The following is a 23,818-nucleotide window of genomic DNA, read 5'->3' on the forward strand; positions in this document are numbered from 1 at the left end:
CATCGGCTAGCGGCCCGCGTTGAGGAGCATGCCCATGACCGACCCCGCCAATCCGCTCGGCCTCAACGGCTTCGAGTTCGTCGAATTCACCTCGCCCGACCCGCTGGCGATGGCGGCGCAATTCGAGCAGCTCGGCTTCGTCCCCTCGCACCGGCATCCCACCAAGAACATCACCCGCTACAAGCAGGGCCGCATAAACCTGATGCTCAATCGCGACGCCGACGGCCGCGTCGCCCAGTTCCGCAACGAGCATGGCGCGTCCGCATCGGCGATGGCCTTCCGCGTGGCGGACCCGGAGGCCGCGATGACCTGGGCACTCGAGCATGGCGCCGAGCGTACCGCCGAGGACGACACGGTGATCATGGGGATCGGCGGCTCGTACCTCTATTTCATCAAGGACGGCGAGGATCTCTACGCCGACTGGGCTGAATTCCCGGGCTGGCGGGAGGCCGAGGCGGCCAACAATGTGGGGCTCGACCTGCTCGACCACCTCACCCACAATGTCCGCCGCGGCCAGATGCGGGTGTGGAGCGAATTCTACAAGACGCTGTTCGGCTTCGAGGAGCAGAAATATTTCGACATCAAGGGCCAGGCTACGGGCTTGTTCAGCCAGGCGATGATCGCGCCCGACAAGGCGATCCGCATTCCCTTGAACGAGAGCCAGGACGACAAGAGCCAGATCGAGGAATTCATCCGCGAATATCATGGCGAGGGCATCCAGCACCTCGCGCTGACCACGCCGGACATCTTCGACACGGTTGAGCGCCTCCGCGCGCGCGGGGTGAAGCTTCAGGACACGATCGAGACCTATTACGAGCTGGTCGACAAGCGCGTCCCCGGCCATGGCGAGGACCTCGAACGCCTCCGCAAGAACCGCATCCTGATCGACGGATCGGTTGGCGACGAGGGCATTTTGCTCCAAATCTTCACCGAGAACATGTTCGGCCCGATCTTCTTCGAGATCATCCAGCGCAAGGGCAACGAAGGCTTCGGCAACGGTAATTTCCAGGCGCTTTTCGAGAGCATCGAGCTCGATCAGATCCGTAGGGGCGTCATTAGAGTCGACGCGTAAGAGTTGGAGAGGAAGGGTCGGGAGAGCGGCGACGCTTATCCCGGCCCAATTTCCCTCTCCCTTTGGGAGAGGGAGGGAGCCGCGAAGCGGCGGAAGGGTGAGGACAGCCTGTCCTCATCCTCCCACTTGGCTGCGCCAAGCGGGCCCCTCCTTCTCCCAAAGGGAGAAGGGTTTTAGGATAGCCCAATGACCGACTATTTCCCCGGCTTCGGCAACCATGTCTCGACCGAGGCCGTCCCCGGCGCGCTCCCGATCGGCCGTAACTCGCCGCAAAGGCCCGCCTACGGCCTCTACACGGAGCAACTCAGCGGCACCGCCTTCACCGCGCCGCGCCACGAGAATCGCCGCTCCTGGCTCTACCGCCTGCGCCCCACCGCCGAGCATCCGCCCTTCGTCCGTTACGAAGGCGCGAGCAACTTCGCCCCCGGTACGGTGGATGCCGCCCTGCCCCCCAATCGCCTCCGCTGGGACCCCGTCGCCGCGCCCGCCCCGGGCACGGACCTGATCGACGGCATGACCACCATGCTCGCCAATCGCGATCCCGCCGACCTCGAAGGTGTCGCGGTCCATCTCTATGCCGCCAACAAGAACATGGAGACCCGCGTCTTTTCCGACGCGGACGGCGAGCTGCTCTTCATCCCCCAATCGGGCCGCCTCACCCTTCTCACCGAGCTGGGCAAGCTCGACATCGCCCCCGGCCAGATCGCGCTGATCCCCCGCGGCGTCCGCTTCCGAGCCATCCTCCCCGATGGCGAGGCCCGCGGCTATGTCGCGGAAAACCACGGCGCGCTGTTCCGCCTCCCCGATCTCGGCCCGATCGGCGCCAACGGCCTGGCCAATCCGCGCGATTTCGAGACGCCGGCGGCGTGGTTCGAGGATCGCGACGAGCCCTTCGAGGTGATCCAGAAGCATCTCGGCAGCCTGTGGAGCACCACGCTCGACCACGGCCCGCTCGACGTGGTGGCATGGCACGGCAATCTCGCCCCCTGGCGCTATGACCTCGCCCGGTTCAACACGATGAACACGGTGAGTTTCGACCATCCCGACCCCTCGATCTTCACCGTCCTCACCTCGCCCTCGGACGTCCCCGGCCGCGCCAATGCCGATTTCGTGATCTTCCCCCCGCGCTGGATGGTCGGCGAAGACACGTTCCGCCCGCCCTGGTTCCACCGCAACATCATGTCCGAGGCGATGGGGCTGATCCACGGCGCCTATGACGCCAAGGCGGAAGGCTTCGCGCCCGGAGGCCTTTCGCTCCACAACCTCATGGCCGGCCACGGCCCCGATGTGACGAGCTGGGAAGGCGCGACCAACGCCGATCTCAAACCGCACAAGATTGAGGGCACCATGGCCTTCATGGTCGAGACCTGCTGGCCCTATCGCCCGACGCAAGTCGCCCTCGACCGCGCGCAGAGCGATTATGACGCGTCGTGGAAGGGGTTTCCGAAGGCGAAGCTCCCATGAAATTCCTCCCCGGCACGGGGAGGGGGACCGCGCCCGCAGGGCGTGGTGGAGGGGCCGCCGCGCAGACGGCGGTGTCGCGTGCCGCAAGCGTTGCCCCGCGCCTGCGGCGCGGCCCCTCCACCAGCTGCGCTGGTCCCCCTTCCCGTGCCGGGGAGGAATTATGACGGGCGACCGCCTCACCGCCACCCCCGCCGGCGTCACCCTCGGCCCGCTCGATCTCATCGCCGACGGCAGGGCGCGCAACTTCGTGCTCGAAATGCGCGCCGGCCGTTTCCACGGCTTCGTCGTCCGCCGCGGCGAGGCGGTCCATGGCTATGTCGATATCTGCGCGCACATGGCGCTCCCGCTCGCGCAGCAGCTCGACCAGTATCTCACGCCCGACGGCAGCCTGATCCAGTGCAGCTGGCACGGCGCGCTCTACCGGATCGAGGACGGCGAATGCGTGGGTGGCCCTTGCGCGGGCGCCCGTTTACAGGCTTGGCCGGTTGCTGTGCGCGACGGCATGATCGTGACAGCGTGAGAGGATAGACAATGCAGACCCTGGATTTCGGCCTCGGCGAAACCGCCGACATGATCCGCGAGACCACCGCGCGCTTCGCCAAGGACAAGATCGAACCGCTCGCCGCCAAGATCGACGCCGACGACTGGTTCCCGGTCGAGCTCTGGCCGCAAATGGGCGAGCTGGGCCTGCACGGCATCACTGTCGAGGAAGACTATGGCGGGCTCGGGCTCGGCTATCTCGAGCATGTCATCGCGTGCGAGGAAGTCTCGCGCGCCTCGGCCTCGATCGGCCTCAGCTACGGCGCGCATTCGAACCTCTGCGTCAACCAGATCCGCCGCTGGGCCAGCCCCGAGCAGAAGGCGAAATACCTCCCCAAGCTCGTCTCGGGCGAGCATGTCGGCAGCCTCGCAATGTCCGAATCGGGCGCGGGCAGCGACGTGGTCGGGATGAAGCTCCGCGCCGAGCACAAGGGCGACCGCTTCATCCTCAACGGCACGAAATTCTGGATCACTAACGCAGCTTATGCCGACACCCTCGTAGTTTATGCGAAGACCGGGGAGGGATCGCGCGGCATCACCACCTTCCTGATCGAAAAGGGCATGCCCGGCTTCAGCATCGGCCAGAAGATCGACAAGATGGGTATGCGCGGCTCCCCCACCGCCGAACTGGTGTTCAACGATTGCGAGGTCCCCGAAGAGAATGTGATGGGCCCGCTCAACGGCGGCGTCGGCGTGCTGATGTCGGGCCTCGATTATGAACGCACCGTGCTCGCGGGCATCCAGCTCGGCATCATGCAGGCCTGTCTCGACGTCGTCCTGCCCTATATCCGCGACCGCAAGCAGTTCGGCCAGCCGATCGGCAGCTTCCAGCTGATGCAGGCCAAGGTGGCGGACATGTACGTCGCGCTCAATTCGGCGCGGGCGTACGTCTACACCGTCGCCAAGAATTGCGACGCGGGCAACACCACCCGCTTCGACGCGGCGGGCGCGATCCTGCTCGCCTCGGAGAATGCCGTGAAGGTCAGTCTAGAGGCAATCCAGGCGCTGGGCGGCGCGGGCTACACCAAGGACTGGCCGGTGGAACGCTTCGCCCGCGATGCCAAGCTGCTCGATATCGGCGCGGGGACCAACGAGATCCGCCGGATGCTGATCGGACGCGAGCTGATCGGGGCGGCCTAGTTGCCGATTGTCGTTTGCGTCACATACGACTTTGCGTAAGCTCGACGTCAAAGAGACGGAGGGGGCATCATGATCTTGCGGTGGATTGTCGGCGCGCTTGCGGGGCTCATGTTGCTCGTCTCACCGGCCTGGGCGCAGGTCACGGTCGACAAGGCCAGCGTCCATAGCGCGTCGGTCGCCGGCAATCTCGAAGGCAACAGTGCCGAGCGCGAGGTGTTCGTCATCCTCCCCGCGAGCTATGCCAAGTCGCCGCGCCGCCGCTATCCGGTGCTCTATTTCCTCCATGGCTTCACCGCGACCGCGGCGGGCTACATGGACTATCTGAAATTCAGTGAGGCGATGACGGCCACGGGTGCCGAGATGATCATCGTCGTGCCGGACAGCTATACGCGCCACGGCGGCTCGATGTGGTCCAGCTCGCCGACGGTGGGCGATTTCGAGGGGTTCATCGCGCGCGACCTCGTCGCCTGGGTCGATGGCAAATACCGCACGCTCGCCAGGCGCGAATCCCGCGGTCTCGCCGGCCATTCGATGGGCGGCTACGGCACGCTCAGGATCGGGATGAAGCATCCGGAGGTCTTTTCGAGCCTCTATGCGATGAGCTCGTGCTGCCTCTCGCCGCGCACAGCGACCGCAGCGATGCTGAAGCCGCTCGAGTCGATGACCGTCGATCAGGCCGTCGCCGGCGATTTCCTCACGCGCGCCAATTTCGCGGTCGCAGCGGCATGGTCGCCGGCGCCCGACAAGCCGCCTTTCTTCGCGGATCTCGGCCTCGACAAGCAAGGCGCGCCGGACCCGCTGGTATTCGCCAAATGGGCCGCCAACGCGCCGCTGGTGATGGTCCCGCAATATCTGCCCGGGCTCCGATCGATGACGGCGATCGCGCTCGACGTCGGCGACAAGGATTTCCTGCTTGGCGACAATCAGGCGATCCACGCCGAACTGACGCGCTTCGGTATCCCCCATGACTGGACGCTCTATGACGGGGACCACGGCAACCGCATCCCCGAACGCTTTCGCCAGTTCGTTCTGCCCTTTTTCGCAAAGCATCTGGTGGCGCGGTAGCGTCTCCCTCTCCCCTCCGGGGAGAAGGACTATTTGAACAACCGCAAGTCGATCGCTTCGCCCATCCGCGTGTGTCCGCGGCCATCGGGATGGAGATTGTCCCCACCCTGCAGCCCCGCCGCCAGCCGCTTGGGATGCCCCGGCTCGCCCATCACCTTGTCCATGTCGATCACCCCGTCGAACGCGCCCGAGGTACGGATCCACTGGTTCACCGCCACTCGGATCGCCTCGCGCTCGGGCGCATAATATTGCGCACCCTCGAAGGGCAGGATCGTCATCCCGATCACCTTGATCCCCCGCTCATGCGCGCGGAGGATGATCTGGCGGTAGCCCGCGATCAGGTCCGCGGCGGTGATCACCGGGTTGGTCGCCCCGTTCTTCTCGCGCCCCGAATTGCCGATATCGTTGATCCCCTCGAGCAGGATGATGTACGTCACGCCCGGAACGCTCAGCACGTCGCGGTCGAACCGCGCCAGCGTGCTCGGCCCCCAGCCCGGCGCGAGCACCCTGTTGCCGCTGATCGCCTGGCTGATCACCACCTGCGGCATCCCCGCCTTGGCCATTCGCCGCGCCAGCACATCGGGCCAGCGGCACAGGATCTCCGCCTCGTTGGGGCAGCTCGGATTGTCGGTGATCGAATCGCCGACCGCGACCACCACCGGGCGCGCCTTTGCACCGAGCACGTCGATCCCGGCCAGCAGCGGCCGGTTGCCCATGCGCAACACCTGATCGACGGCCGGGGGGTGGTCGCCCTGCACATACAGGGTCGGATTGGCATTGTCGTCGTGGAGCGTGTTGAGCACGACCTTTTCGGGCAGATACAGCGACACCTCGACGATCCCGAACGCCGTGACGGGCAACGCGACCGGATCGCTCACCAGCGGCGCTCCGGCTCCGATCACCGCGCGCGCCGATCCGCCGAACGTCACCGCCACCCGCTTGCCGCCGAAGCTCACGAACGCGCGGCCGATCTTTACCGGGGCGGTGCCGTAATCATTCCCCAGCCGGATGCGGATCGCGCTCCCGCTCGCTGCGACGCGAACCGAGGAAGTCAGCGTAACATTCTCGACTGTCTGAGCATTCTCGACCGGCATCGGCCAGTTGCTCGACGTCCAGGCGCGCGTCCATTTGTCGCCGGAGGGTGCCGCGGCGACCAGCAACAGCGCCGCGGCGATTGCGAAACCGCGTTTGAAATTCATGTGATCCCCTCTCCGGCTTCATCCTCCTTCTCCCCTTGTGGGAGAAGGAAGGGGCCCGCTGCCGAAGGCAGTGGGAAGGATGAGGGGGACGTACGCGCTCTCGCCCGACTCCCCCTCACCCTTCCGCCGACTTTGTCGGCTCCCTCCCTCTCCCACAAGGGGAGAAGGAGTTAGATCACCAAACGTGTACCCGCTTGTCGGGCGCCAGGTACAGCTTCTGCCCGGGCTGGACGTTGAACGCCGGATACCAGGCATCCAGATTGCGCACCGTCATCGCCCGCCACCGCGCCGGGGCGTGCCCGTCGGTCGCCACCCGCGCGCGGAGTTGCTGCTCGCGCTGCTTGGACCGCCAGCTCTGCGCAAAGGCGAGGAAGAAGCGCTGGTCGCCGGTCAGCCCGCCAATCACCGGCGCTTCCTTGCCGCCCAGCGAAGCGTGATACGCCTCATAGGCCGCGGTCAGCCCCGCCACATCGGCGATATTCTCGCCCAGCACCTGCTTGCCGTTGAGGAACAGCCCCGGCAGCACCTCGTACGCGCTATATTGCGCCGCCAATGCCGCGCCCGCCGCCTCGAAATGCGCGAGGTCCTCCTTGGTCCACCAGTTGCGCAGCTTGCCCGAGCTGTCGAAATCGGCGCCGAGATTGTCGAAGCTGTGGCTGATCTCGTGCCCGATGATTGCGCCGACCGATCCGTAATTGGCGGCCGCATCGGCAGCCGGGTCGTAATAGGGCGCCTGCAGGATCGCCGCGGGGAAGTTGAGCGCGTTCTGCAGCGGCAGATTGACCGCGTTCACCGTCTGCGGGGTCATCCACCATTCCTTCTTGTCGACCGGCTTGCCGATCTTGCCGAGCTGGTGGCGATATTCGGCCTTCTCCGCGCGGCGCAGATTGCCCACCGGATCGTCGGCCTTCACCTCGAGCCCCGCATAGCTGCGCCATGTCTCGGGATAGCCGATTCCGACCTGCATCGTCGCGATCTTCCGGCGCGCCTCTTCCTTGGTGGCGGGAGTCATCCAGGTCAGCGCTGCGACACGCGTGTCGAACGCGGCGAGGATGTTCTTCACCATCGCCTGGATGTCGGTCTTGGACGAGGCTGGGAAATAGTCCTTCACGTAGAGCTGGCCCATCGCGTCGCCGAGCCAGGTGTTGACGCTGTTGATCGCGCGCGCATCGCGCGGGCGGGGCTTTTGCTGGCCGTTGAGCGTCGTGCTGAAGAAATCGAAATGCGCCTGGTCGATCGCCGCGGGCAACACTTCGGCCACCTCGTTGATCCGGTGGAAGGTCAGCCAGTCCTGCCAGCTCTGCAGCGATTCACTGCCCACCAGCTGCGCCGCACCGACCACCGCGCCCGGCTGCCAGACGATGAAGTCGTTCTGCCCGGCGAGCCCCGCCGAGGTCCAGAAGGCGTTCCAGTCGATCCCCGGAGCCTTTTTCGCGAAATCCTCCTTCTTCCAGCCATTGTTCGCCTTGTGCGCGTCCTGGCTGGTGAGGATATCGACATGGCTCGCGGCGATCTTGGTCTCGAGCGCGAGGATGCGGTCGGCGCGGCCCGCGGGATCGCTGATCCCGGCAAGCGTCAGCAGCTTGACGATATAATCCTTATACTGGCCCCGGATCGTGACCATCTCGGGCTTGCTCGACAGGTAATAGTCGCGGTCGGGCAGCCCCAGCCCGCCCTGGAGCATGTACGGCACCGTCGTATCGGGCGTGTCGAAGCCCTGGCTCACGAACAGGCCGAACAGATTCTCGGTCTCGAAATTGGTGGCATTGAGCGGATCGACATCGGCGCGCAGGTTCGCGCCCAGCATCGCCGAAAGCGCACTCTTGTCCTTCAGCCCCGCGATCGCCGCGAGTTCCGCCTGCATCGGCGCCATGCCGCGCTTCTCGATCGCATTCACGTCGAGATAGCTGTTGTACCAGTCGGCGATCCGCCGCTCGTCGGTCCCCGGCGCGGCATTGGCCTTGAGCACGCCCTGGATGATCGCGACATTGTTGGCATCGGCCTTGAGCGACACGTCATATCCGGTGCCCACGCTCGAGCGGTCGGCGGGGATCTCTGCCTTGGCGCGCCAGGCGCCGCTCGCATATTCGTCGAAATCGTCTCCCGGCTTTACGTTCTTGTCGATGCCGGCAAGGTCCACGCCGATCCCTTTGCCGGCTTCGGCGCTGATGTTGGCGGTAGGGGTGCCCGCGGGGGTGCAGGCGGTGGTGGCGAGCAAAGCCGCCAGGAGGATGGTGCTGTGCTTCACAGGGCTCTCCGGATCAGGTGTATGGGCGAATTGCTACACTCGGGCAGATGCGCCGCCAATGCCTTCCCAACGCTCCGCGCACCAGTTAGTCACAAATTTGACGAGTTGAGAGGATGACCCAGCATGAGCGCCCCGGTGCTCGACACCAAGATCAACGCCGAAGATCCCGGCTTCCGCGCAAACGCCGACCATAACCGCGCGCTGGCGGACCGCCTGCGGGCGGATGTGGCGCAAGCGGCGCTGGGTGGCTCCGAAAGCTCGCGCGAACGCCATATGGCGCGCGGCAAGCTACTCCCGCGCGAGCGCGTCGAGCGGCTGCTCGATCCCGGCGCGCCCTTCCTCGAAATCGGCCAGCTCGCCGCGTGCGACATGTACAAGCGCGAGGTTCCCGGCGCGGGGATGATCGCCGGCGTGGGCCGCGTCTCGGGCCGCACCGTGATGATCGTCTGCAACGACGCCACGGTGAAGGGCGGCACCTATTTCCCCATGACGGTCAAGAAGCATCTCCGCGCGCAGGAGATCGCCGAGGCCAACCGCCTGCCCTGCATCTACCTCGTCGACAGCGGCGGCGCCAACCTGCCCCACCAGGCCGAGGTCTTCCCCGACCGCGACCATTTCGGCCGCATCTTCTTCAACCAGGCGAACATGTCCGCGCTCGGCATCCCCCAGATCGCCTGCGTGATGGGCAGTTGCACCGCGGGCGGCGCCTATGTCCCCGCGATGAGCGACGAGAGCGTGATCGTCCGCAACCAGGGCACGATCTTCCTCGCCGGCCCGCCCTTGGTGAAGGCCGCGACGGGCGAGGTGATCAGCGCCGAGGACCTGGGCGGCGGCGACTTGCACGGGCGCAAGTCGGGCGTGGTCGATCATGTCGCCGAGAATGACGAGCATGCGCTGACCATCGTCCGCGACATCGTCAGCCACCTCCCCGCCGACCGCACGCCCGACATCGCGCTGATCGAGCCCCGCGCGCCCAAATATCCCGCATCGGACCTGTACGGCATCCTGCCCGACGACGTCCGCGCGCCCTATGATGTCCGCGAGGTGATCGCGCGGCTGGTGGACGGTAGCGAATTCCACGAGTTCAAGGCGCTTTACGGTACCTCCCTGGTCTGCGGCTTCGCGCATATCTGGGGCATTCCGGTCGGGATCATCGCCAATAACGGCGTGCTGTTCAGCGAAAGCGCGGTCAAGGGCGCCCACTTCATCGAACTCGCCTGCCAGCGCCGCATCCCGCTCCTGTTCCTCCAGAACATCTCCGGCTTCATGGTCGGTGGGAAATATGAGGCAGAAGGCATTGCAAAACATGGTGCAAAGCTCGTCACCGCCGTCGCGACAGCCACCGTCCCCAAGATCACCGTGCTGATCGGTGGCAGCTTCGGCGCGGGCAATTACGGCATGTGCGGCCGCGCCTATTCGCCGCGCTTCCTCTTCACCTGGCCCAATTCGCGGATCTCGGTGATGGGCGGCGAACAGGCCGCTTCGGTCCTAGCCACCGTCCACCGCGACGCCGAGAAATGGACCCCCGAGGAAGCCGAAGCCTTCAAGGCCCCGATCCGCCACCGCTACGACGACGAAGGCAACCCCTGGCACGCCACCGCCCGCCTGTGGGACGACGGCATCATCGACCCCGCCCAGACCCGCGACGTGCTCGGCCTCGCCTTCGCCGCCACCCTCAACGCCCCGATCCCCGAACGTCCGGCGTTCGGCGTGTTCCGGATGTGAGCGAAGAATCGTCCCTATTCCTCCCCCAGCTCCGCTGGGGGAGGAGGACCGTCCGAAGGACGGTGGAGGGGCGCGCGCTCGCGCGCGGACTCGCTGACCAATCGCACCACAGCCTCGAGATTGCGCAACACGTCAGCTGCCGGAATCCGCAAGGTGGTTACGCCGTTCGCAGCCAGCCAAGCGTCACGGCGCGCATCTCGTGCAGGTCGGTCGCCCCGTTCATGCGCTTCCCCATCAACCTCAACGCAGAGCTTGGCGGCATCGCAATAGAAGTCCAGCGAATAGGGGCCCGCCGGATGTTCGTGCCGCCAATGATGCCCCGTGCCGTTGCGGCGCAGCTTTTGCCAGAGCAGCACTTCCGGGAGCGTCATCTCACGCCGCCGCTTCTTGGCGCGCCGATAGGCCTTGCCGGTGCCTTTGATCATGCGGCTCCCCTTCCGCGCCTGCGGCGCGGCCCCTCCACCATGCTTCGCATGGTCCCCCTCCCCGAGACAAGCTCGGGGAGGAATTGATCGTGAAAACCGATCCGCCCCCCTCCCTAGCCTCGCGGATCGTCCGCCGGCTCATCCTCTGGTACTACCGCACCCGCGGCTGGAAGGCCGTCGGCACGCCCCCTCCCGACCGCCGCTGCGTGATCATCGCCGCGCCGCACACCTCGAACTGGGACTTCGTCTATTTCCTCGGCCTCACCGACGCGCTCGGGATCAAGGCGCATTTCATGGGGAAGATGAGCCTGTTCCGCTGGCCGATGAAGCGCTTCATGCTCGATATGGGCGGGGTCCCCGTCGATCGCTCCGCCTCGCGCAACTATGTCGATGCGATGATCGCCGAATTCGCCCAGCGCGACGAATTCATGCTGGTGATCGCCCCAGAGGGCACCCGCAGCGCGGTCAGCCAGTGGCGCACCGGCTTCTACCACATTGCGATGGGCGCGGGGGTGCCGCTGGTTTGCGGGCTGATCGATTACGCGAAACGCACCGGCGGGCTCGGCCCGGCCTTCATGCCGACCGGCGATTACGAGGCCGATATGGCGCAGGTGATCGACTATTACCGCACCGCCGTCCCCCGCCATCCCGAGCGCGCGATCACCGACTTCTCGGTCATCACGCGGAGCGCCAGATGACCGCCGCGCTCCTGATCAACGCCGCCGCGCTTGCCGCCGCCATGGCGCTGCTCTGGCTGCTCGCGGCACGGATCGGCGACGTCAGCTTCATCGACGGCGTCTGGGGCCTCGGCATGGCGGCGCTGGCGCTGCTGAGCTGGGTCCAGACCGTCCCCTCTCCCCGCGCCACCCTCATCGCGGCGATGACGATCCTGTGGGGCGTCCGGCTCGGCCTCCACCTCCTCGCCCGGTGGCGCACGAGCGGTGAGGACAACCGCTATGCCAGGATCCTCGGCAAGGCCAGGCGCGAGGGCCGCTACGCCTCCGCCGCGCTCGCCAAGGTCTTCGCGCCCCAGGCGATCCTGCTCTACCTCACCTGCCTCCCCGCCCAGCTCGGCATCCTCGCCGAGCCCACCCCCATCGGCCCGCTCGCCCTCGCCGGCGCCGCGCTCTGGCTGACCGGCTTCGCCTTCGAGGCCATCGGCGACGCCCAACTCGCCCGCTTCCGCGCCGATCCGGCCAGCAGGGGCAAGGTGCTCGACACGGGCCTGTGGCGCTACACCCGCCACCCCAATTATTTCGGCGACGCCTGCGTCTGGTGGGGCATCTGGCTCGCTGCGGCGGAAGCAGCGCCGTGGATCGCGCTCGCCAGCCTGATCGGCCCGGCCTTCCTCACCTTCACCCTCACCCGCTGGTCCGGCAAGCCGCTGCTCGAAGCGGGCCTGAGCAAGTCCCGCCACGGCTATGCCGACTATGTCGCCCGCACCTCCGGTTTCATCCCATGGCCTCCGAGACAATGACCAAGGACCGCCTCTTCATCCTCGAGCACGACTTCGCCGATCCCGGATTGGGCGGCGAGCGCCACTTCTACTGCAAGGATTGCATGACCGTGGAGGGCCTGCTCGCCAGCTTCCCCGCCCTCGCCGACCGCGTCGATGTGATCCGCGTCCCCTGGCCCCGCCCCCGCGCCGCCGTGGTCGAGGCGATCGGCGCCGAGAACCAGAACCTGCCCGCGCTCGTTTTCGCCACAGAGGATGGCGTCGTCGGGTTCGTCAACGAGATTGAAGCCTTGCTCGCGGCGCTCCATAGCCGCCACGGCATTCCGGAACGACATCCATGATCACCTCCCTTCTCATCGCAAACCGTGGCGAGATCGCCTGCCGGATCATCCGCACATGCCAGGCTATGGGCATCCGCACCGTCGCGGTCTATTCGGACGCCGACGCAAACGCGCTCCATGTCCGCCAAGCCGACGAGGCCGTCCATATCGGCCCCTCCCCGGCGCGCGAGAGCTATCTGGTCGGCGAGAAGATCGTCGCCGCGGCCAAGGCGACCGGCGCCGAGGCCATCCACCCCGGCTATGGCTTCCTCTCCGAAAACGCCGATTTCGCCCAGGCGGTGAAAGCCGCCGGGCTGATCTGGGTCGGCCCCAACCCCGACTCCATCCGCGCCATGGGCCTCAAGGACGCCGCCAAGGAACGGATGATCGCCGCGGGCGTCCCCGTCACGCCGGGCTATCTGGGCGAGGACCAGTCGCCCGACCGCCTCCAGGCCGAAGCCGACGCCATCGGCTACCCCGTCCTGATCAAGGCGGTCGCGGGCGGCGGCGGCAAGGGGATGCGCCGCGTCGATGCGGCGGCGGAGTTCCGGGATGCCCTCGCCAGCTGCCAGCGCGAGGCCGCCAGCTCGTTCGGCGATGATCGCGTGCTGATCGAGAAATACATCCTGTCGCCGCGCCATATCGAGGTGCAGGTGTTCGGCGACACCCACGGAAACCTCGTCCACCTGTTCGAGCGCGACTGCTCGCTCCAGCGCCGCCACCAGAAGGTGATCGAGGAGGCCCCCGCCCCCGGCATGGACGAAACCACCCGCGAGGCGATCTGCGCCGCCGCGGTGCGCGCGGCCAAGGCGGTCGACTATGTCGGCGCGGGCACGATCGAGTTCATCGCCGACGCGAGCGAAGGCCTGCGCGCGGACCGCATCTGGTTCATGGAGATGAACACCCGCCTCCAGGTCGAGCATCCGGTGACCGAGGAGATCACCGGGGTCGATCTGGTCGAGTGGCAGTTGCGGGTGGCGTCGGGTGAGCCGTTGCCCAAGCGGCAGGAGGAACTCGCCATCAACGGCTGGGCAATGGAGGCGCGCCTCTATGCGGAGGACCCGACCACCGGCTTCCTCCCCTCGATCGGCCGCCTCGATCGCCTCGCGCTCGGCACGGACTGGGACGATCGCCAATCGGGCCAGCGCGCCCGCATCGAGACCGGCGTCGAACAGGGTGACGCGATCAGCCCCTATTACGATCCAATGATCGCCAAGTTGATCGTCCACGCCAAGACCCGCGCCAACGCGGTCGAGCTGCTCGAGCTCACCTGCGGCCAGATCAAGGTCTGGCCCGTCCGCACCAACGCCAACTTCCTTGTCCATCTGCTGCGCGAGCCCGAATTCATCGCCGGCGGGGTCGAGACCGGCTTCATCGCCGAACATGCCGACCACCTGACCGCCCCGCCCGAACTGTCGCCTGATCTCGACTACAAGGTTCGGCTCTGGCTGATCGACGCCTTCCCGGCCGCCACCGGCCCCATGGGCTTCCGGCTCAACGCCCCACCCGCGCTCGATCGCGCGGTCTTCATCAACGGCAAGCGCCACGTCTTCGACGCCGATGACGGCCTCACCGCGCTGATGCCGTCAAGCCTCACCGCCCAGTTCGAGACAATGGGCATCTACAAGCAGGGCGAGGACGCGGTGATCTTCTCCGACGGTCTGGCGCACCACCTCACCTTCGCTTCACGCGCCTCCGCCGCCGGCACCGCCGGAGACGGGGCGATCCTCGCCCCCATGCCCGGCCGCATCACCGTGATCGACACCAAGGCCGGCGACCTCGTCGTCAAGGGCGAGATGCTCGTCACGCTCGAGGCGATGAAAATGGAGCATGCCCTGCGCGCCCCCTTCGACGGCACCGTCATGTTCATGGACCTGACGGTCGGCCAGCAGGTGACCGACGGCCAGCTGCTGGTGCAGGTGGAGAAGGTTGAGGCGGCGCAGTGACGCCAACTCTCTCCCCGTTCGTGCTGAGCTTGTCGAAGCACAGTCCTCCTGCCTCGACCCGCTCGCGAAAGAAGAGCTGCCCTTCGACAAGCTCAGGGCGAACGGGTGCTGGGTGGGTGGCATGAGCGCGCCCATCTTCCGCGAGGCCGTGCCTGCCGACCTGCCCGCAATCCTCGCCATGCTCGCCCAGGACACCTATCCCGCCGACCGTGAGACCCATCCCGCCGATCCGCGCTACGCCCAAGCCTTCAACGCGATCGCCGCCGACCCCAACCAGCTGCTCGTCGCCGCCGAGCTGGACGGCCGCGTGGTCGGCACGCTCCAGCTCAGCTTCATCCCCGGCCTCTCCTTCCGCGGGGCGTGGCGCGGGCAGATCGAGGCGGTGCGGATCGCCGAGGATCTGCGCGGGCAAGGCCTTGGCGCGGCGCTGATCGACTGGGCGGTGGACCGCTGCCGCCAGCGCGGCTGTTTCATGGTGCAGTTGACCTCGTCGAATGAACGCACCGACGCGCACCGCTTCTACGAACGGCTCGGCTGGAAGCAGAGCCATACCGGGTTCAAGCTCAAGCTGATGGAGGCACGCTGATGGCCGGACGCTATTTCGACGAATGGAAGGTCGGCGACACCATCGCCCATGACCTCCACCGCACCGTGACCGAGACCGACAACCTCCTCTTCTCCACCCTCACCCACAACATCCAGCCGCTCCACATCGATCTGGAGGCGGCGAAGAAGAGCGAGTTCGGCCAGATCCTCGTCAACGGCACCTTCACCTTCAGCCTGATGGTCGGGATCACCGTGGGCGACACGACCGCGGGCACGCTGGTCGCGAACCTCGGCTATGACGAGCTGCGCATGCCCAAGCCGGTCTTCATCGGCGATACGCTGCGCGCCCAGACCGAGGTGATCGAGCTGCGCCCGAGCAAGTCGCGCCCCGGCCAGGGGATCGTCACCTGGGCGCACCGGATGCTCAACCAGCGCGACGAGGTGGTGTGTGAGTGCCGCCGTTCGGCGCTGCTCAAATCCAGGCCGGCCTGATCAGCGCTTGAAATGTTGGATTTCAACTGCTTGACTTGGAGTGCCGGGGCATTCCGGGCCGCTCTTTGAACGTGTCGATCCTCAGACGTGACGGCTGACGCAACGCGTTCAGCGCGCCGCCGCAAAAAGAGCGGATCAGTGTAACCCTGGTGTTACCTTCCGCACTGCAACATCTGCGAACGAAAGTGCCCGACCAGTGTCAAGTTCGTGTCAACTTTGGCGCGTCACGCCGCCTTCGCCGCCTTCGGAACCGGGTTCGAAAACTCCATCTCCTGATCGATCCCGCCAAAGCGCAGCGCCATCAGGTCGCGCGTATAATTCTGGTTGAGCCGCCACGGCTTGCGCGTCCCCTGCTTGGGGAAGTTCGCCATCGCGCGCTGGACATAGCCCGAGTTGAAATCGAGGAAAGGCACCTCCTCGACCGGCCCGGATAGCCGGGGCGTCACCTGCCTGAGCCCGCGCTTCTTCATCGCATTGAGCAACCGGCAGACATATTCGCAGGTCAGATCGGCCTTCAGCGTCCAGCTGGCATTGGTATAGCCGAACGACAGCGCCAGATTGGGCACGTCGGAGAGCATCATCCCCTTGTAGGTGGTGGCCTTGGGGATATCGACGGCCTTGCCATCGACCGTGAGCGGGATGCCGCTCATCACCTGCAGCTCGAGCCCCGTCGCGGTGACGATGATGTCGGCCGGCAGCGTCTCGCCATTCTGCAGCCGGATGCCCTCAGGCACGAACCGGTCGATATGCCCCGTGACGACCGACGAGCTCCCCTCGCGCAGCGAGGCGAACAGATCCTCGTCGGGGATCAGGCAGAGGCGCTGGTCCCACGGCTTGTAGGTGGGCGTGAAGTGCGTCTCGACATCGTGTCCGGGCAGTGCGTCGCGCACCATCGAGATCAGATTCTCCTTCGCCTTGTCCGGGTGCTTGCGCATCAGCCGGAAGAAATATTGCTGGCCGAGCACATTCTTCCACCGCGTGATCGCATAAGCGGTCTTGGACGGCAGCCGCCTGCGCAGCCAGTTGGCGATCGAATCCTCGCTCGGCCGCGCGACGATATAGGTGGGCGAGCGCTGGAGCATGGTGACGTGTGCGGCGGTCTTGGCCATTTCGGGCACGAGCGTCACAGCGGTCGCGCCGCTGCCAATCACCACGACGCGCTTGCCCGCATAGTCGAGATCCTGCGGCCAGAATTGCGGGTGGACGATCTTGCCGGCGAAGTCGCCCGTTCCTTCCCATTCGGGCGTGTAGCCGCGGGCGTAATTATAATAGCCGGTGCACATGAAGAGGAAATTGCAGGTGAAATGCTGCTCCTCTCCGTCGCGCTCGGCGACCACCGACCAGGCGGCGTCTTCGGTCGACCAGGCCGCGGACTTCACCCGGGTGCGGTACCGAATATGCTTGTCGATCCCGTAGTCGCGCGCCGTATCCTCGAGATAGGTCAGGATCGAGGGACCGTCGGCGATCGACTTGGCGTTGGTCCAGGGCCGGAAGGAAAAGCCGAGCGTGTACATATCCGAGTCGGAGCGGATACCGGGATAGCGGAACAGGTCCCAGGTCCCGCCCATCCGCTCGCGGCCCTCGAGAATCACATAGCTGCGGTCTGGGCTGTTGGCCTGCAGGTGATAGCCCGCCCCCACGCCCGAAATCCCCGCGCCCACCACCACCACGTCGAAATGTTCGGTCATCCGGCTCTCCTGCGTACCGGATATTCGATTTTCCGTCGCAGATCAAAACCGATCAATAATCCCGCGAATAACGCAGGCTCACCCCGGTCCCGCCGAACGAGCTGGTCGATGAGAGGATGCTCAGCGCCCGGCTGAGCGCGATCTCGAGCTGGGTTGCGGTGAATCCCCGCGCGTCGGTGATCACCTCGATATAGATGTCGTCGGTGATGTACTGCCCCGCCGCCAGCGCGGTCCCGCGGCCGCTGGCATCGTCGGGACTGAGGATGCGGAGCCGGTCGATCCCCACCACCGACCGCAGCTTGCCCAAGGGATTGAGCCCGCCGCCCGAACCCGTGAGCGAATTGAGCGCCGCGGCGAGCTGGATCGCCTCGGTGGCGGAGAGATTGGTCACCGAGCTGCCGAACAGGATGCGCGAGAGCACCTCGTCCTGCGGCAGCGCGGGCGATGAGGTGAAGGCGACCCGCGGCTGCTGCGCTGTGCCCGAAATGGTGAGGATCGCGGTGATCCCCTCGGCATTGGCGGTCGCGCCGATATCGATCGCCGGGTTGGTCAGCTTGCGATCCTGGAAGCGGATCGTGCCGCGGTTTATCGTGAAGCGCCGGCCAGCAAAATCATAGGTGCCGCGCACCACCGTGGCGTTGCCGCCGATCAGCGGATCGGCGGTGGTGCCGCCAATGGTGATGTTCGCCCGCCACTCGGATTCGAGCCCCATCCCGCTGACGAACAGCTGGTTGTCGGCGCGGATGCGCAGATCGAGATCGAACGCGCCATAGCCCTTCGCATTGGCGCGCTGCTCGGGGGTCTTGAGCACATCGCTCTTGCGCCGCACCCCGGTCAGCTGGGGCACCTCCGCCGCGCCCTGGCGGATGACCTGATAGCGCGCCTCGGGGATATCGAGCCGCCCAGCGATCTTGTGGCCCTGTGCGTTGCGGGTGACCTTGATCTGCCCCGTCGCGGTGGCGCCCAGCGCGTCGCTGCGCGCGAGCCGGGCGTTGGCAAGGTCGACCGTCACATCCATCGGATAGTCGTCGCGCGACGCGAGGCCGATGGTCCCCCTGGCGCTCACCGTCCCCGTCCCCGCGACGGCGGTCATCGAATTGAGGATCAGCTGGTCATTCGAGAAGCGCCCGTCGATCTTCATCCCCGAAAGCCGCGTGCCGAACGTCTCATTCTCGTAGGTCAGGTTGCTCGCGCGGACGACGCCCGTGAGCTGCGGGGCGTTCAGCCGCCCGGTGAAGTCCGCCGCGACCCCGATCGGCCCCTCCAGATGCTGGTCGGAGAGCCCCGCGAGCGAGAAGATCACCGCCGCGGGCCCGTTATAGCGGATTCCCCCGGCAAGCGGCGCGGCCCAGAGCCGGTTCTGCCAGCTCCCGCCCTCGGGCCCGATCGGACGCAGCGTCACCACCATCCGGCCCACCGTGGTCGCGCCGCGCCTGATCAGCGCCCGCCCCTCGCCGCCATCGGGGAAGAGCTTGCCGACAAAGGTCAGGTTGACGGGGGTGGAGACCGCCGAGAGGCTCGACCGGGTGAAATCGGCGATCTCCAGCCGAGCGCTTGCACCCGGGAAGGCCGAAGGGCTGGCCTGCGTAAAATCGACGCTGCCGGTGGCCGATCCGCCGACGCCCAGTCCAGGAACGAAGGCGTTGATCACCGAGAGATCGAGGCTGTCGAGCCGCGCCTGGAGCGTCAGTCCCTTCCCATAGGTCCCCGCGATCCGCGCGCTGCCCTTGTCGAGGGTCACCCGCGTCGGGAGCAGCCGGTACGTCCCCTTCTCGACCGCGATGCGCGCCGGCTGGGCGGTCTTGAAGTTGATTCCGTCGCCCTGCCCCGCAACCGCGACGATCCATTCGCGCGGACTGAGCCTGGCGTTGGCGGCGATGCGGAACGGCACGCCCGAAGAGCCGCTCGCGAGCAATTGCGCGGTACCGCTGCCGCCCCGATAGTCGATCTTCACCCGCGCGGTCTTGATGATGAAATCGCCCTGGCGCAGCGCCGCGACCTGCGCATCGCCGACGATCTGCGGGGTTTCCGTCAGCACGATCGATCCCTTGACGACCGCCCGGCCGATGGTGAGCTCGGCCACGCCGGGGATGGTCGCGTTGGTCGCGGTCGCATCGACATCGGCACGCTGGACCGACCCTTGCGCGCTCAGATGTGCCGTCCCGTTCACCCCCGATCCGTTGAAGGCGAGATCGCCGGAATAGGGGCCCGCCCGCGTCTGGATGAGCCTGCCGGTGAATCCCATTCCCGCGAACCGCCCCGCGCGGACATCGACGGTGATCGCCGTGCCGCTGCGCACCAGCACGTCAGCGGCGAAGGGGCCATAATCGGTGCCGCCCTTTGCATCGATGGCATAGACGCCGTTGTTGCCGCGAATGACGGCTTCGAGATCGGCGAGGCCCACACCCAGGCCCGGATGTGGCACGCGCAGCAGCACAACGGGGGCGCCAAGGCTGCCGGTGACGTGCGCGGTCATCGGCCCGTACGGATCCGAAACACCCTCGGCATCGAACAGGATCGAGCCATCGGCATTGTACCGGCCGTTCCCGCGCGTCAGCCGGAAGCGCGGCGCATCGCCGCGCATATTAGTGAAGCGGATCACCCCCTCCGCGTCGATCGTCACGTCGCTCGACGCGACCGCATCGCCGCCCATGAAGTCGCGGACAGTCTCGGTGTAATAGCGCGTCGTGGCGGCGATCACATGGCCGCTGATTCCCCAGCCCCCGCCCGGCGCAGGAAACAGTTTGGCGTCGGTGACGAGGTTGACCTCGCCCAGCCCCGCCACCTCGTAATCATTGACCCGGCCCTTGAGCGCCGCGGTGTAGCGGCCTTGGCTCAGGTCCGCGGCGACGATCACCGTCGCGTCGATCCGGTCCGACTTGAGCTTGAGATTGTCCGAAAGCAGCTGATCGCCATTGATGCCCAGGCTGCCCTCGAGCGTCATGTTGGTGACCAGCCCGCCCGCGGCCTCGTTGAGCCCCGTGACCCGCGCCGCCTTGGCCTTCACGGGCACCAGGATGCGGTTTGCGTTCACCCGCGCCTTGCCCTCGGCATAAAGCCCCTCGACCCGCGTCTCGCCAAAGCCGATCACCGCGGCCTGGAGCTTGTAATCGACCACCGGCCGCGCGAACGGCCCGTTGAGCAGCACCCCGACACGCACCTCGCGCCCATTGAGATTGGGCGCGATCGATCCGGGGGTGAGGAGCAGCGCCTCGGCGCGGAATTCGCCCCAGCGGTTGTGTGCGAGATCGATCACGCCGTCGCACGTCACCTCGGCCGCCTTCGATTTGAGCACCAGATGCGTGTCCGCCACCCGGTCGCGCCACTTCACCTCGAGCGCGACATCGACCTGCGGATCGGCCAGCCGCTCCACCGGACCCTTCATGTAGAGCCCCGGTTTCGCGGGCCCGCGCAGCGAGAAGGTCCCCGAATGCGCCTCGACCTGCAGGTCAGCCAGCTCGGCCCCGCCCAATGTCCCGACCGCCTCGCCCTTCCAGCTCGACCAGCTCCCCTTTCCCTCGACCGACAAGGTCAGCGGCTCGCTCACCCCGGCCAGGCCGGCGACCAGCCCGTTGGCGGGCGCGGTCAGCCGCAGGTCGATGTCGAGCTTGTCCTGATCGGGCACTGCGTTGAGCCGGACCGCAACCCGGTCACCCCCCGCTATGCCCGGCGCCACCAGCGTCGCGGCATTGGCGTCCACCACCGCTCGTCCATCGGCGATGTGCGCGCTCCCGCTCAGCTGCGCGACATGGCGCCGCCCCGTCACGCCCTCGGCGATCTCGATCCGGGCCAGGTCGAGATTCGCCACGTCGATCTTGATGTCGGGCAGAGTCGGCGCATTGGGATCGCCCGGCTTGAGCTCGGGCAGCCGCGCGATCTTCACCACCGGGCTCGCCACCGAGCGCACATCGATCCGGTTCGCGAAATAGCTGAACGGCCGCCAATCGAGCGCGACCTGCTGCGCCGAGCCGAACGTCCCCTTCGCGTCGCGCACCTCGACATCGCGCAGCACCAGCGCGCCATAGAGCGACCCGTCGATCCGCCCGATCCTGATATTGAGCCCCGATGCGAAGGTCGTCCCGCTGATCTGCCGCGCCACGAGAGCGCGCCCCGGCCCGGTATTGAGCCCCAGCAGCGCCGCCCCCGCGAGCACCGCCAGCGTCACCACGACGCCAACGCTCCACTTGGCCACGCGCCGCCACACCGGCTCGCGGACCGCCACCGTCTCGGCGACGGGCTCCTGGGGGGTATCGAGCACCATCAGAATGCCTGCCCGATCGAGATATAGAGCGAGACGCGCGATTCGCCCGGCTGGCGGTTGAGCGGTGTCGCCAGGTCCACGCGGAGCGGGCCGAAATTGGTGTAGAAGCGCCCACCGATACCCAGCCCGACACGCATGTTGCGCAGGGTGGGATAATTGCCCTCATAGACCTGCCCGGCGTCGATGAACGGCACAATGCCGTAATTGCCGAAGCGGTAGCGCGCCTCCACCGCGAACTCGACCAGGCTGCGCCCGCCTACCGGCTTGCCGTCGGGCGAACGCGGCCCCAGCTCCTGATAGCCGAACCCGCGCACCGATCCTCCACCGCCGGCATAGTAGCGCCGCGAGGGGGGCAAGTCGTTGCGGTCGATCCCCTGGATCGAGCCGACCCGTGCGCGGCCCGCGATCACGATATTGGGCGTCACCGGATAATAGGCGGTCCCCTCGAGCATCATCCGCGCATAGGGCCGCACCGCGCCGCGCACCGAGGTTTCGGGACTGACATTGGCTTTCACGCGGAAGCCACGCGTCGGATTGAGCAGGTCGTCCGAACTGTCGAACCCGACAAAGCCGGGAAGCGCCGCGATCAGGTAGGTCCCGCGGTCGCGCCCGCCCGCGGCGAAATTGTAGCGGTCCTCGTTCGCCCCGACGATCTCCAGCCCGTAGGAATAGGTCCAGCGCTTCTGCCAGATCGGGGTCGACTCGTAGGAGACGCGCGCGGTCAGCGCACCGGTGAAGCTCTCATAGGCGTCATAGTCGTTATGCTGCGCGCCCAGGCCGATCGAGAGGGTGCGGTCACGCCGGCGCCAGTTGGAGCGGCGGAAGGTCACGGTGCCGCTCTGCTCCTGCGTCCCCACCACGCCCGCGAGGATCAGCGCGCCTTCGGGCGGGAACAGGTTGCGGTGCGTCCAGCTCGCCTCGAGCCGCAGGCCCTGGCCGGTGCTGTAGCCCAGCTCGCCCGCGATCGTGCGCGGCCGCCCGCGCTGCTGACGAACGAGCAGATCGACCACCTCGGTCCCGTCGGGCCCGATCTCGCCAGTCCGTACCGGCTCGACCGTCACGGTCGAGAACAGGCTGGTCGCCACCAGCGCGTCGCGCAGGTCATCGACCCGCCGGCTGTCGTAGATCTCGCCCCGCCGGAACCGCGCAAGCACCGCGATATGATCGGCCCCGAAGACCTGGCGCCGCCCCTCGGTCCGGAACCCGCCAAAGCTCGCGCGCGGCCCCACCTCGATCGGCAGCGTGTAGTCGCCGGTGTGCGTGGCATCGTCGAGCAGGATGTCGCGCTCGCCCAGCCTGGCGAAGGGATAGCCCATTTGCGGCAGGCGCAGGCTCACATTGGCCTCGGCGCCCTGCACCCGGGCGGCCTCGATCGGATCGCCGGGGTGGAGCGGCAGTTCCTGGTCGATCAGGCCGGGGGGCACGGTCGGTCCGGCATTCACCGTCACCGAGGCCAAGGTGTAGCGCGTCCCCGGGGTCGCGGTGATCGTCGTGACCAGCTGGCCCTTGCGCGCCGGATCGGCCTCGATCGTCGCGATGGCGGTGCCGTCATAATAGCCGAGCGATTGCATCAGCCGCACCGCCAGCCGTTCGTCCTCCTGCGCGCGCGCGGCGATCATCGCCGAATTGGCGGCCTTGCCCCTGCCTTTGCGCAGCGCCGAGAAGTTCTGGAAATCCTCCTGCGCGCCGATCGCGCCAAGCCCGGCGACCCGGGTGGAATAGAGGATGACGACGGTCTCGCCGTCCTTGACGCCGGTGATCTCGATCGCCGGATTGACGTCGAACGCGGCCAGCGCGGGCAGCGGTTCGGCGAGTTCGGGCTCGTCCGCGACGATCGGTTCCAGCGCGCGCTGGACGAGCGAATCGAGGATGGCGGACTTCTGGCTTGCCGGGTTGGCGGCCACGGGCTCGAGTGGCGCGTTGATGTCGCCGGTGATGGCGGGCATCGAGGCTTCAAACTCGGCATCGGGGACGATCGCGGCGTCATCGGGCGTGGGCGCCGGTGCGGGGGCCGGCGCGGGCGCGCCCTGCCCCGGCTTCGGGGTGCCGATCTGCGCATGCGCAACGCACGGTACTATCATGGGCAGCACCGCCGCTCCGGCCAGCGCCGCGACCCAGACCACCTTCACCCCTTTACGCACAAAACTCCTCCGGGAGCCGCGCCCGGTGCCGTCTCTCCCGCCAGCGTAACGATCCAGTCCTGCTTTGGGTTCATGCCCGACCCTAGGCGA

Annotated in this window: 18 protein-coding genes; 12 read left to right on the forward strand and 6 right to left on the reverse strand. The window is 67.0% G+C overall.

Annotation, left to right across the window (positions count from 1 at the left end; all coding sequences use genetic code 11):
- The first annotated feature begins 34 nt into the window (after window positions 1–34).
- The 5 genes from hppD to OF829_RS18775 all read left to right on the forward strand — a co-directional run bounded on the left by hppD (window position 35) and on the right by OF829_RS18775 (window position 5,281).
- Window positions 35–1,072: a 4-hydroxyphenylpyruvate dioxygenase gene (gene hppD, locus OF829_RS18755; protein ID WP_264941708.1), complete on the forward strand. Its 1,038-nt coding sequence runs from the start codon at window positions 35–37 to the stop codon at window positions 1,070–1,072.
- Between the two features lie 186 nt (window positions 1,073–1,258).
- Window positions 1,259–2,536, forward strand: a complete 1,278-nt coding sequence (hmgA, locus tag OF829_RS18760) for a homogentisate 1,2-dioxygenase (protein ID WP_264941709.1) — start codon at window positions 1,259–1,261, stop codon at window positions 2,534–2,536.
- Between the two features lie 160 nt (window positions 2,537–2,696).
- Window positions 2,697–3,056, forward strand: a complete 360-nt coding sequence (locus tag OF829_RS18765) for a Rieske (2Fe-2S) protein (RefSeq protein ID WP_264941710.1) — start codon at window positions 2,697–2,699, stop codon at window positions 3,054–3,056.
- An 11-nt stretch (window positions 3,057–3,067) separates the two neighbouring features.
- Window positions 3,068–4,216 (forward strand): isovaleryl-CoA dehydrogenase, encoded by a 1,149-nt coding sequence (locus OF829_RS18770; RefSeq protein WP_264941711.1) that lies wholly within the window; start codon window positions 3,068–3,070, stop codon window positions 4,214–4,216.
- A 69-nt stretch (window positions 4,217–4,285) separates the two neighbouring features.
- Window positions 4,286–5,281 carry an alpha/beta hydrolase gene (locus OF829_RS18775; protein WP_264941712.1) on the forward strand — a complete coding sequence of 332 codons (996 nt, stop codon included), beginning with the start codon at window positions 4,286–4,288 and terminating at the stop codon, window positions 5,279–5,281.
- 29 nt (window positions 5,282–5,310) lie between these two features.
- On the opposite strand, the gene OF829_RS18780 is transcribed toward OF829_RS18775, so the two are convergent.
- Window positions 5,311–6,480 (reverse strand): SGNH/GDSL hydrolase family protein, encoded by a 1,170-nt coding sequence (locus OF829_RS18780; protein ID WP_264941713.1) that lies wholly within the window; start codon window positions 6,478–6,480, stop codon window positions 5,311–5,313.
- 175 nt (window positions 6,481–6,655) lie between these two features.
- Window positions 6,656–8,728 (reverse strand): M13 family metallopeptidase, encoded by a 2,073-nt coding sequence (locus OF829_RS18785; protein ID WP_264941714.1) that lies wholly within the window; start codon window positions 8,726–8,728, stop codon window positions 6,656–6,658.
- A gap of 123 nt (window positions 8,729–8,851) precedes the next feature.
- Here OF829_RS18785 and OF829_RS18790 point away from each other — a divergent pair, with 123 nt between their 5' ends.
- Window positions 8,852–10,453 carry a carboxyl transferase domain-containing protein gene (locus OF829_RS18790; RefSeq protein WP_264941715.1) on the forward strand — a complete coding sequence of 534 codons (1,602 nt, stop codon included), beginning with the start codon at window positions 8,852–8,854 and terminating at the stop codon, window positions 10,451–10,453.
- Window positions 10,454–10,467: 14 nt separating this feature from the next.
- Here the strand turns inward: OF829_RS18790 and OF829_RS18795 are convergent, their stop codons facing one another.
- Window positions 10,468–10,878 carry an endonuclease domain-containing protein gene (locus OF829_RS18795; RefSeq protein WP_264941716.1) on the reverse strand — a complete coding sequence of 137 codons (411 nt, stop codon included), beginning with the start codon at window positions 10,876–10,878 and terminating at the stop codon, window positions 10,468–10,470.
- Window positions 10,879–10,967: 89 nt separating this feature from the next.
- Between OF829_RS18795 and OF829_RS18800 the strand changes: the two genes are divergently transcribed.
- The 6 genes from OF829_RS18800 (at window position 10,968) to OF829_RS18825 (ending at window position 15,638) form a co-directional block, all read left to right on the forward strand.
- Window positions 10,968–11,576, forward strand: a complete 609-nt coding sequence (locus tag OF829_RS18800; RefSeq protein ID WP_264941717.1) for a lysophospholipid acyltransferase family protein — start codon at window positions 10,968–10,970, stop codon at window positions 11,574–11,576.
- Entirely contained in the window at window positions 11,573–12,355 is a 783-nt protein-coding gene (locus OF829_RS18805; protein ID WP_264941719.1) for a DUF1295 domain-containing protein, read from the forward strand. The genes OF829_RS18800 and OF829_RS18805 overlap by 4 nt, the downstream gene beginning before the upstream one ends.
- Window positions 12,352–12,675 (forward strand): DUF3088 domain-containing protein, encoded by a 324-nt coding sequence (locus tag OF829_RS18810; RefSeq protein WP_264941720.1) that lies wholly within the window; start codon window positions 12,352–12,354, stop codon window positions 12,673–12,675. The genes OF829_RS18805 and OF829_RS18810 overlap by 4 nt, the downstream gene beginning before the upstream one ends.
- Window positions 12,672–14,600, forward strand: coding sequence for an acetyl/propionyl/methylcrotonyl-CoA carboxylase subunit alpha (locus OF829_RS18815; protein WP_264941721.1), 1,929 nt, complete (start codon window positions 12,672–12,674; stop codon window positions 14,598–14,600). The genes OF829_RS18810 and OF829_RS18815 overlap by 4 nt, the downstream gene beginning before the upstream one ends.
- Before the next feature lie 121 nt (window positions 14,601–14,721).
- Complete coding sequence (locus OF829_RS18820; RefSeq protein WP_264941722.1) at window positions 14,722–15,186, forward strand: GNAT family N-acetyltransferase; 465 nt, start codon at window positions 14,722–14,724, stop codon at window positions 15,184–15,186.
- Complete coding sequence (locus OF829_RS18825; RefSeq protein WP_264941723.1) at window positions 15,186–15,638, forward strand: MaoC family dehydratase; 453 nt, start codon at window positions 15,186–15,188, stop codon at window positions 15,636–15,638. Before OF829_RS18820 ends, OF829_RS18825 begins: the two co-directional genes overlap by 1 nt.
- Window positions 15,639–15,862: 224 nt before the next feature.
- Here OF829_RS18825 and OF829_RS18830 read toward each other — a convergent pair whose 3' ends face one another.
- Genes OF829_RS18830 through OF829_RS18840 form a run of 3 tightly spaced genes read right to left on the reverse strand, consistent with a single transcriptional unit; the run spans window position 15,863 to window position 23,728 of the window.
- Complete coding sequence (locus OF829_RS18830) at window positions 15,863–17,326, reverse strand: flavin-containing monooxygenase (protein WP_264941724.1); 1,464 nt, start codon at window positions 17,324–17,326, stop codon at window positions 15,863–15,865.
- A 52-nt stretch (window positions 17,327–17,378) separates the two neighbouring features.
- The gene (locus OF829_RS18835; RefSeq protein ID WP_264941725.1) at window positions 17,379–21,587 is read right to left on the reverse strand and encodes a translocation/assembly module TamB domain-containing protein; all 4,209 of its coding nucleotides are present in this window, start codon (window positions 21,585–21,587) and stop codon (window positions 17,379–17,381) included.
- Window positions 21,587–23,728: an autotransporter assembly complex protein TamA gene (locus OF829_RS18840; protein WP_264941726.1), complete on the reverse strand. Its 2,142-nt coding sequence runs from the start codon at window positions 23,726–23,728 to the stop codon at window positions 21,587–21,589. Before OF829_RS18840 ends, OF829_RS18835 begins: the two co-directional genes overlap by 1 nt.
- Window positions 23,729–23,818: the final 90 nt, after the last annotated feature.

Origin of the sequence: Sphingomonas caeni (assembly GCF_026013415.1) — a bacterium.
Classification (GTDB): Bacteria; Pseudomonadota; Alphaproteobacteria; order Sphingomonadales; family Sphingomonadaceae; genus Sphingomonas; species Sphingomonas caeni.

Bases quoted from the DNA above. Each gene is read 5' to 3' on its own strand.
- OF829_RS18835 (WP_264941725.1), bottom strand. From the start codon at position 21,587: ATGGTGCTCGATACCCCCCAGGAGCCCGTCGCCGAGACGGTGGCGGTC.
- OF829_RS18765 (WP_264941710.1), top strand. From the start codon at position 2,697: ATGACGGGCGACCGCCTCACCGCCACCCCCGCCGGCGTCACCCTCGGC.
- hppD (WP_264941708.1), top strand. From the start codon at position 35: ATGACCGACCCCGCCAATCCGCTCGGCCTCAACGGCTTCGAGTTCGTC.
- OF829_RS18805 (WP_264941719.1), top strand. From the start codon at position 11,573: ATGACCGCCGCGCTCCTGATCAACGCCGCCGCGCTTGCCGCCGCCATG.
- hmgA (WP_264941709.1), top strand. From the start codon at position 1,259: ATGACCGACTATTTCCCCGGCTTCGGCAACCATGTCTCGACCGAGGCC.
- OF829_RS18825 (WP_264941723.1), top strand. From the start codon at position 15,186: ATGGCCGGACGCTATTTCGACGAATGGAAGGTCGGCGACACCATCGCC.
- OF829_RS18795 (WP_264941716.1), bottom strand. From the start codon at position 10,878: ATGATCAAAGGCACCGGCAAGGCCTATCGGCGCGCCAAGAAGCGGCGG.
- OF829_RS18780 (WP_264941713.1), bottom strand. From the start codon at position 6,480: ATGAATTTCAAACGCGGTTTCGCAATCGCCGCGGCGCTGTTGCTGGTC.
- OF829_RS18830 (WP_264941724.1), bottom strand. From the start codon at position 17,326: ATGACCGAACATTTCGACGTGGTGGTGGTGGGCGCGGGGATTTCGGGC.
- OF829_RS18810 (WP_264941720.1), top strand. From the start codon at position 12,352: ATGACCAAGGACCGCCTCTTCATCCTCGAGCACGACTTCGCCGATCCC.
- OF829_RS18815 (WP_264941721.1), top strand. From the start codon at position 12,672: ATGATCACCTCCCTTCTCATCGCAAACCGTGGCGAGATCGCCTGCCGG.
- OF829_RS18820 (WP_264941722.1), top strand. From the start codon at position 14,722: ATGAGCGCGCCCATCTTCCGCGAGGCCGTGCCTGCCGACCTGCCCGCA.
- OF829_RS18775 (WP_264941712.1), top strand. From the start codon at position 4,286: ATGATCTTGCGGTGGATTGTCGGCGCGCTTGCGGGGCTCATGTTGCTC.
- OF829_RS18790 (WP_264941715.1), top strand. From the start codon at position 8,852: ATGAGCGCCCCGGTGCTCGACACCAAGATCAACGCCGAAGATCCCGGC.
- OF829_RS18770 (WP_264941711.1), top strand. From the start codon at position 3,068: ATGCAGACCCTGGATTTCGGCCTCGGCGAAACCGCCGACATGATCCGC.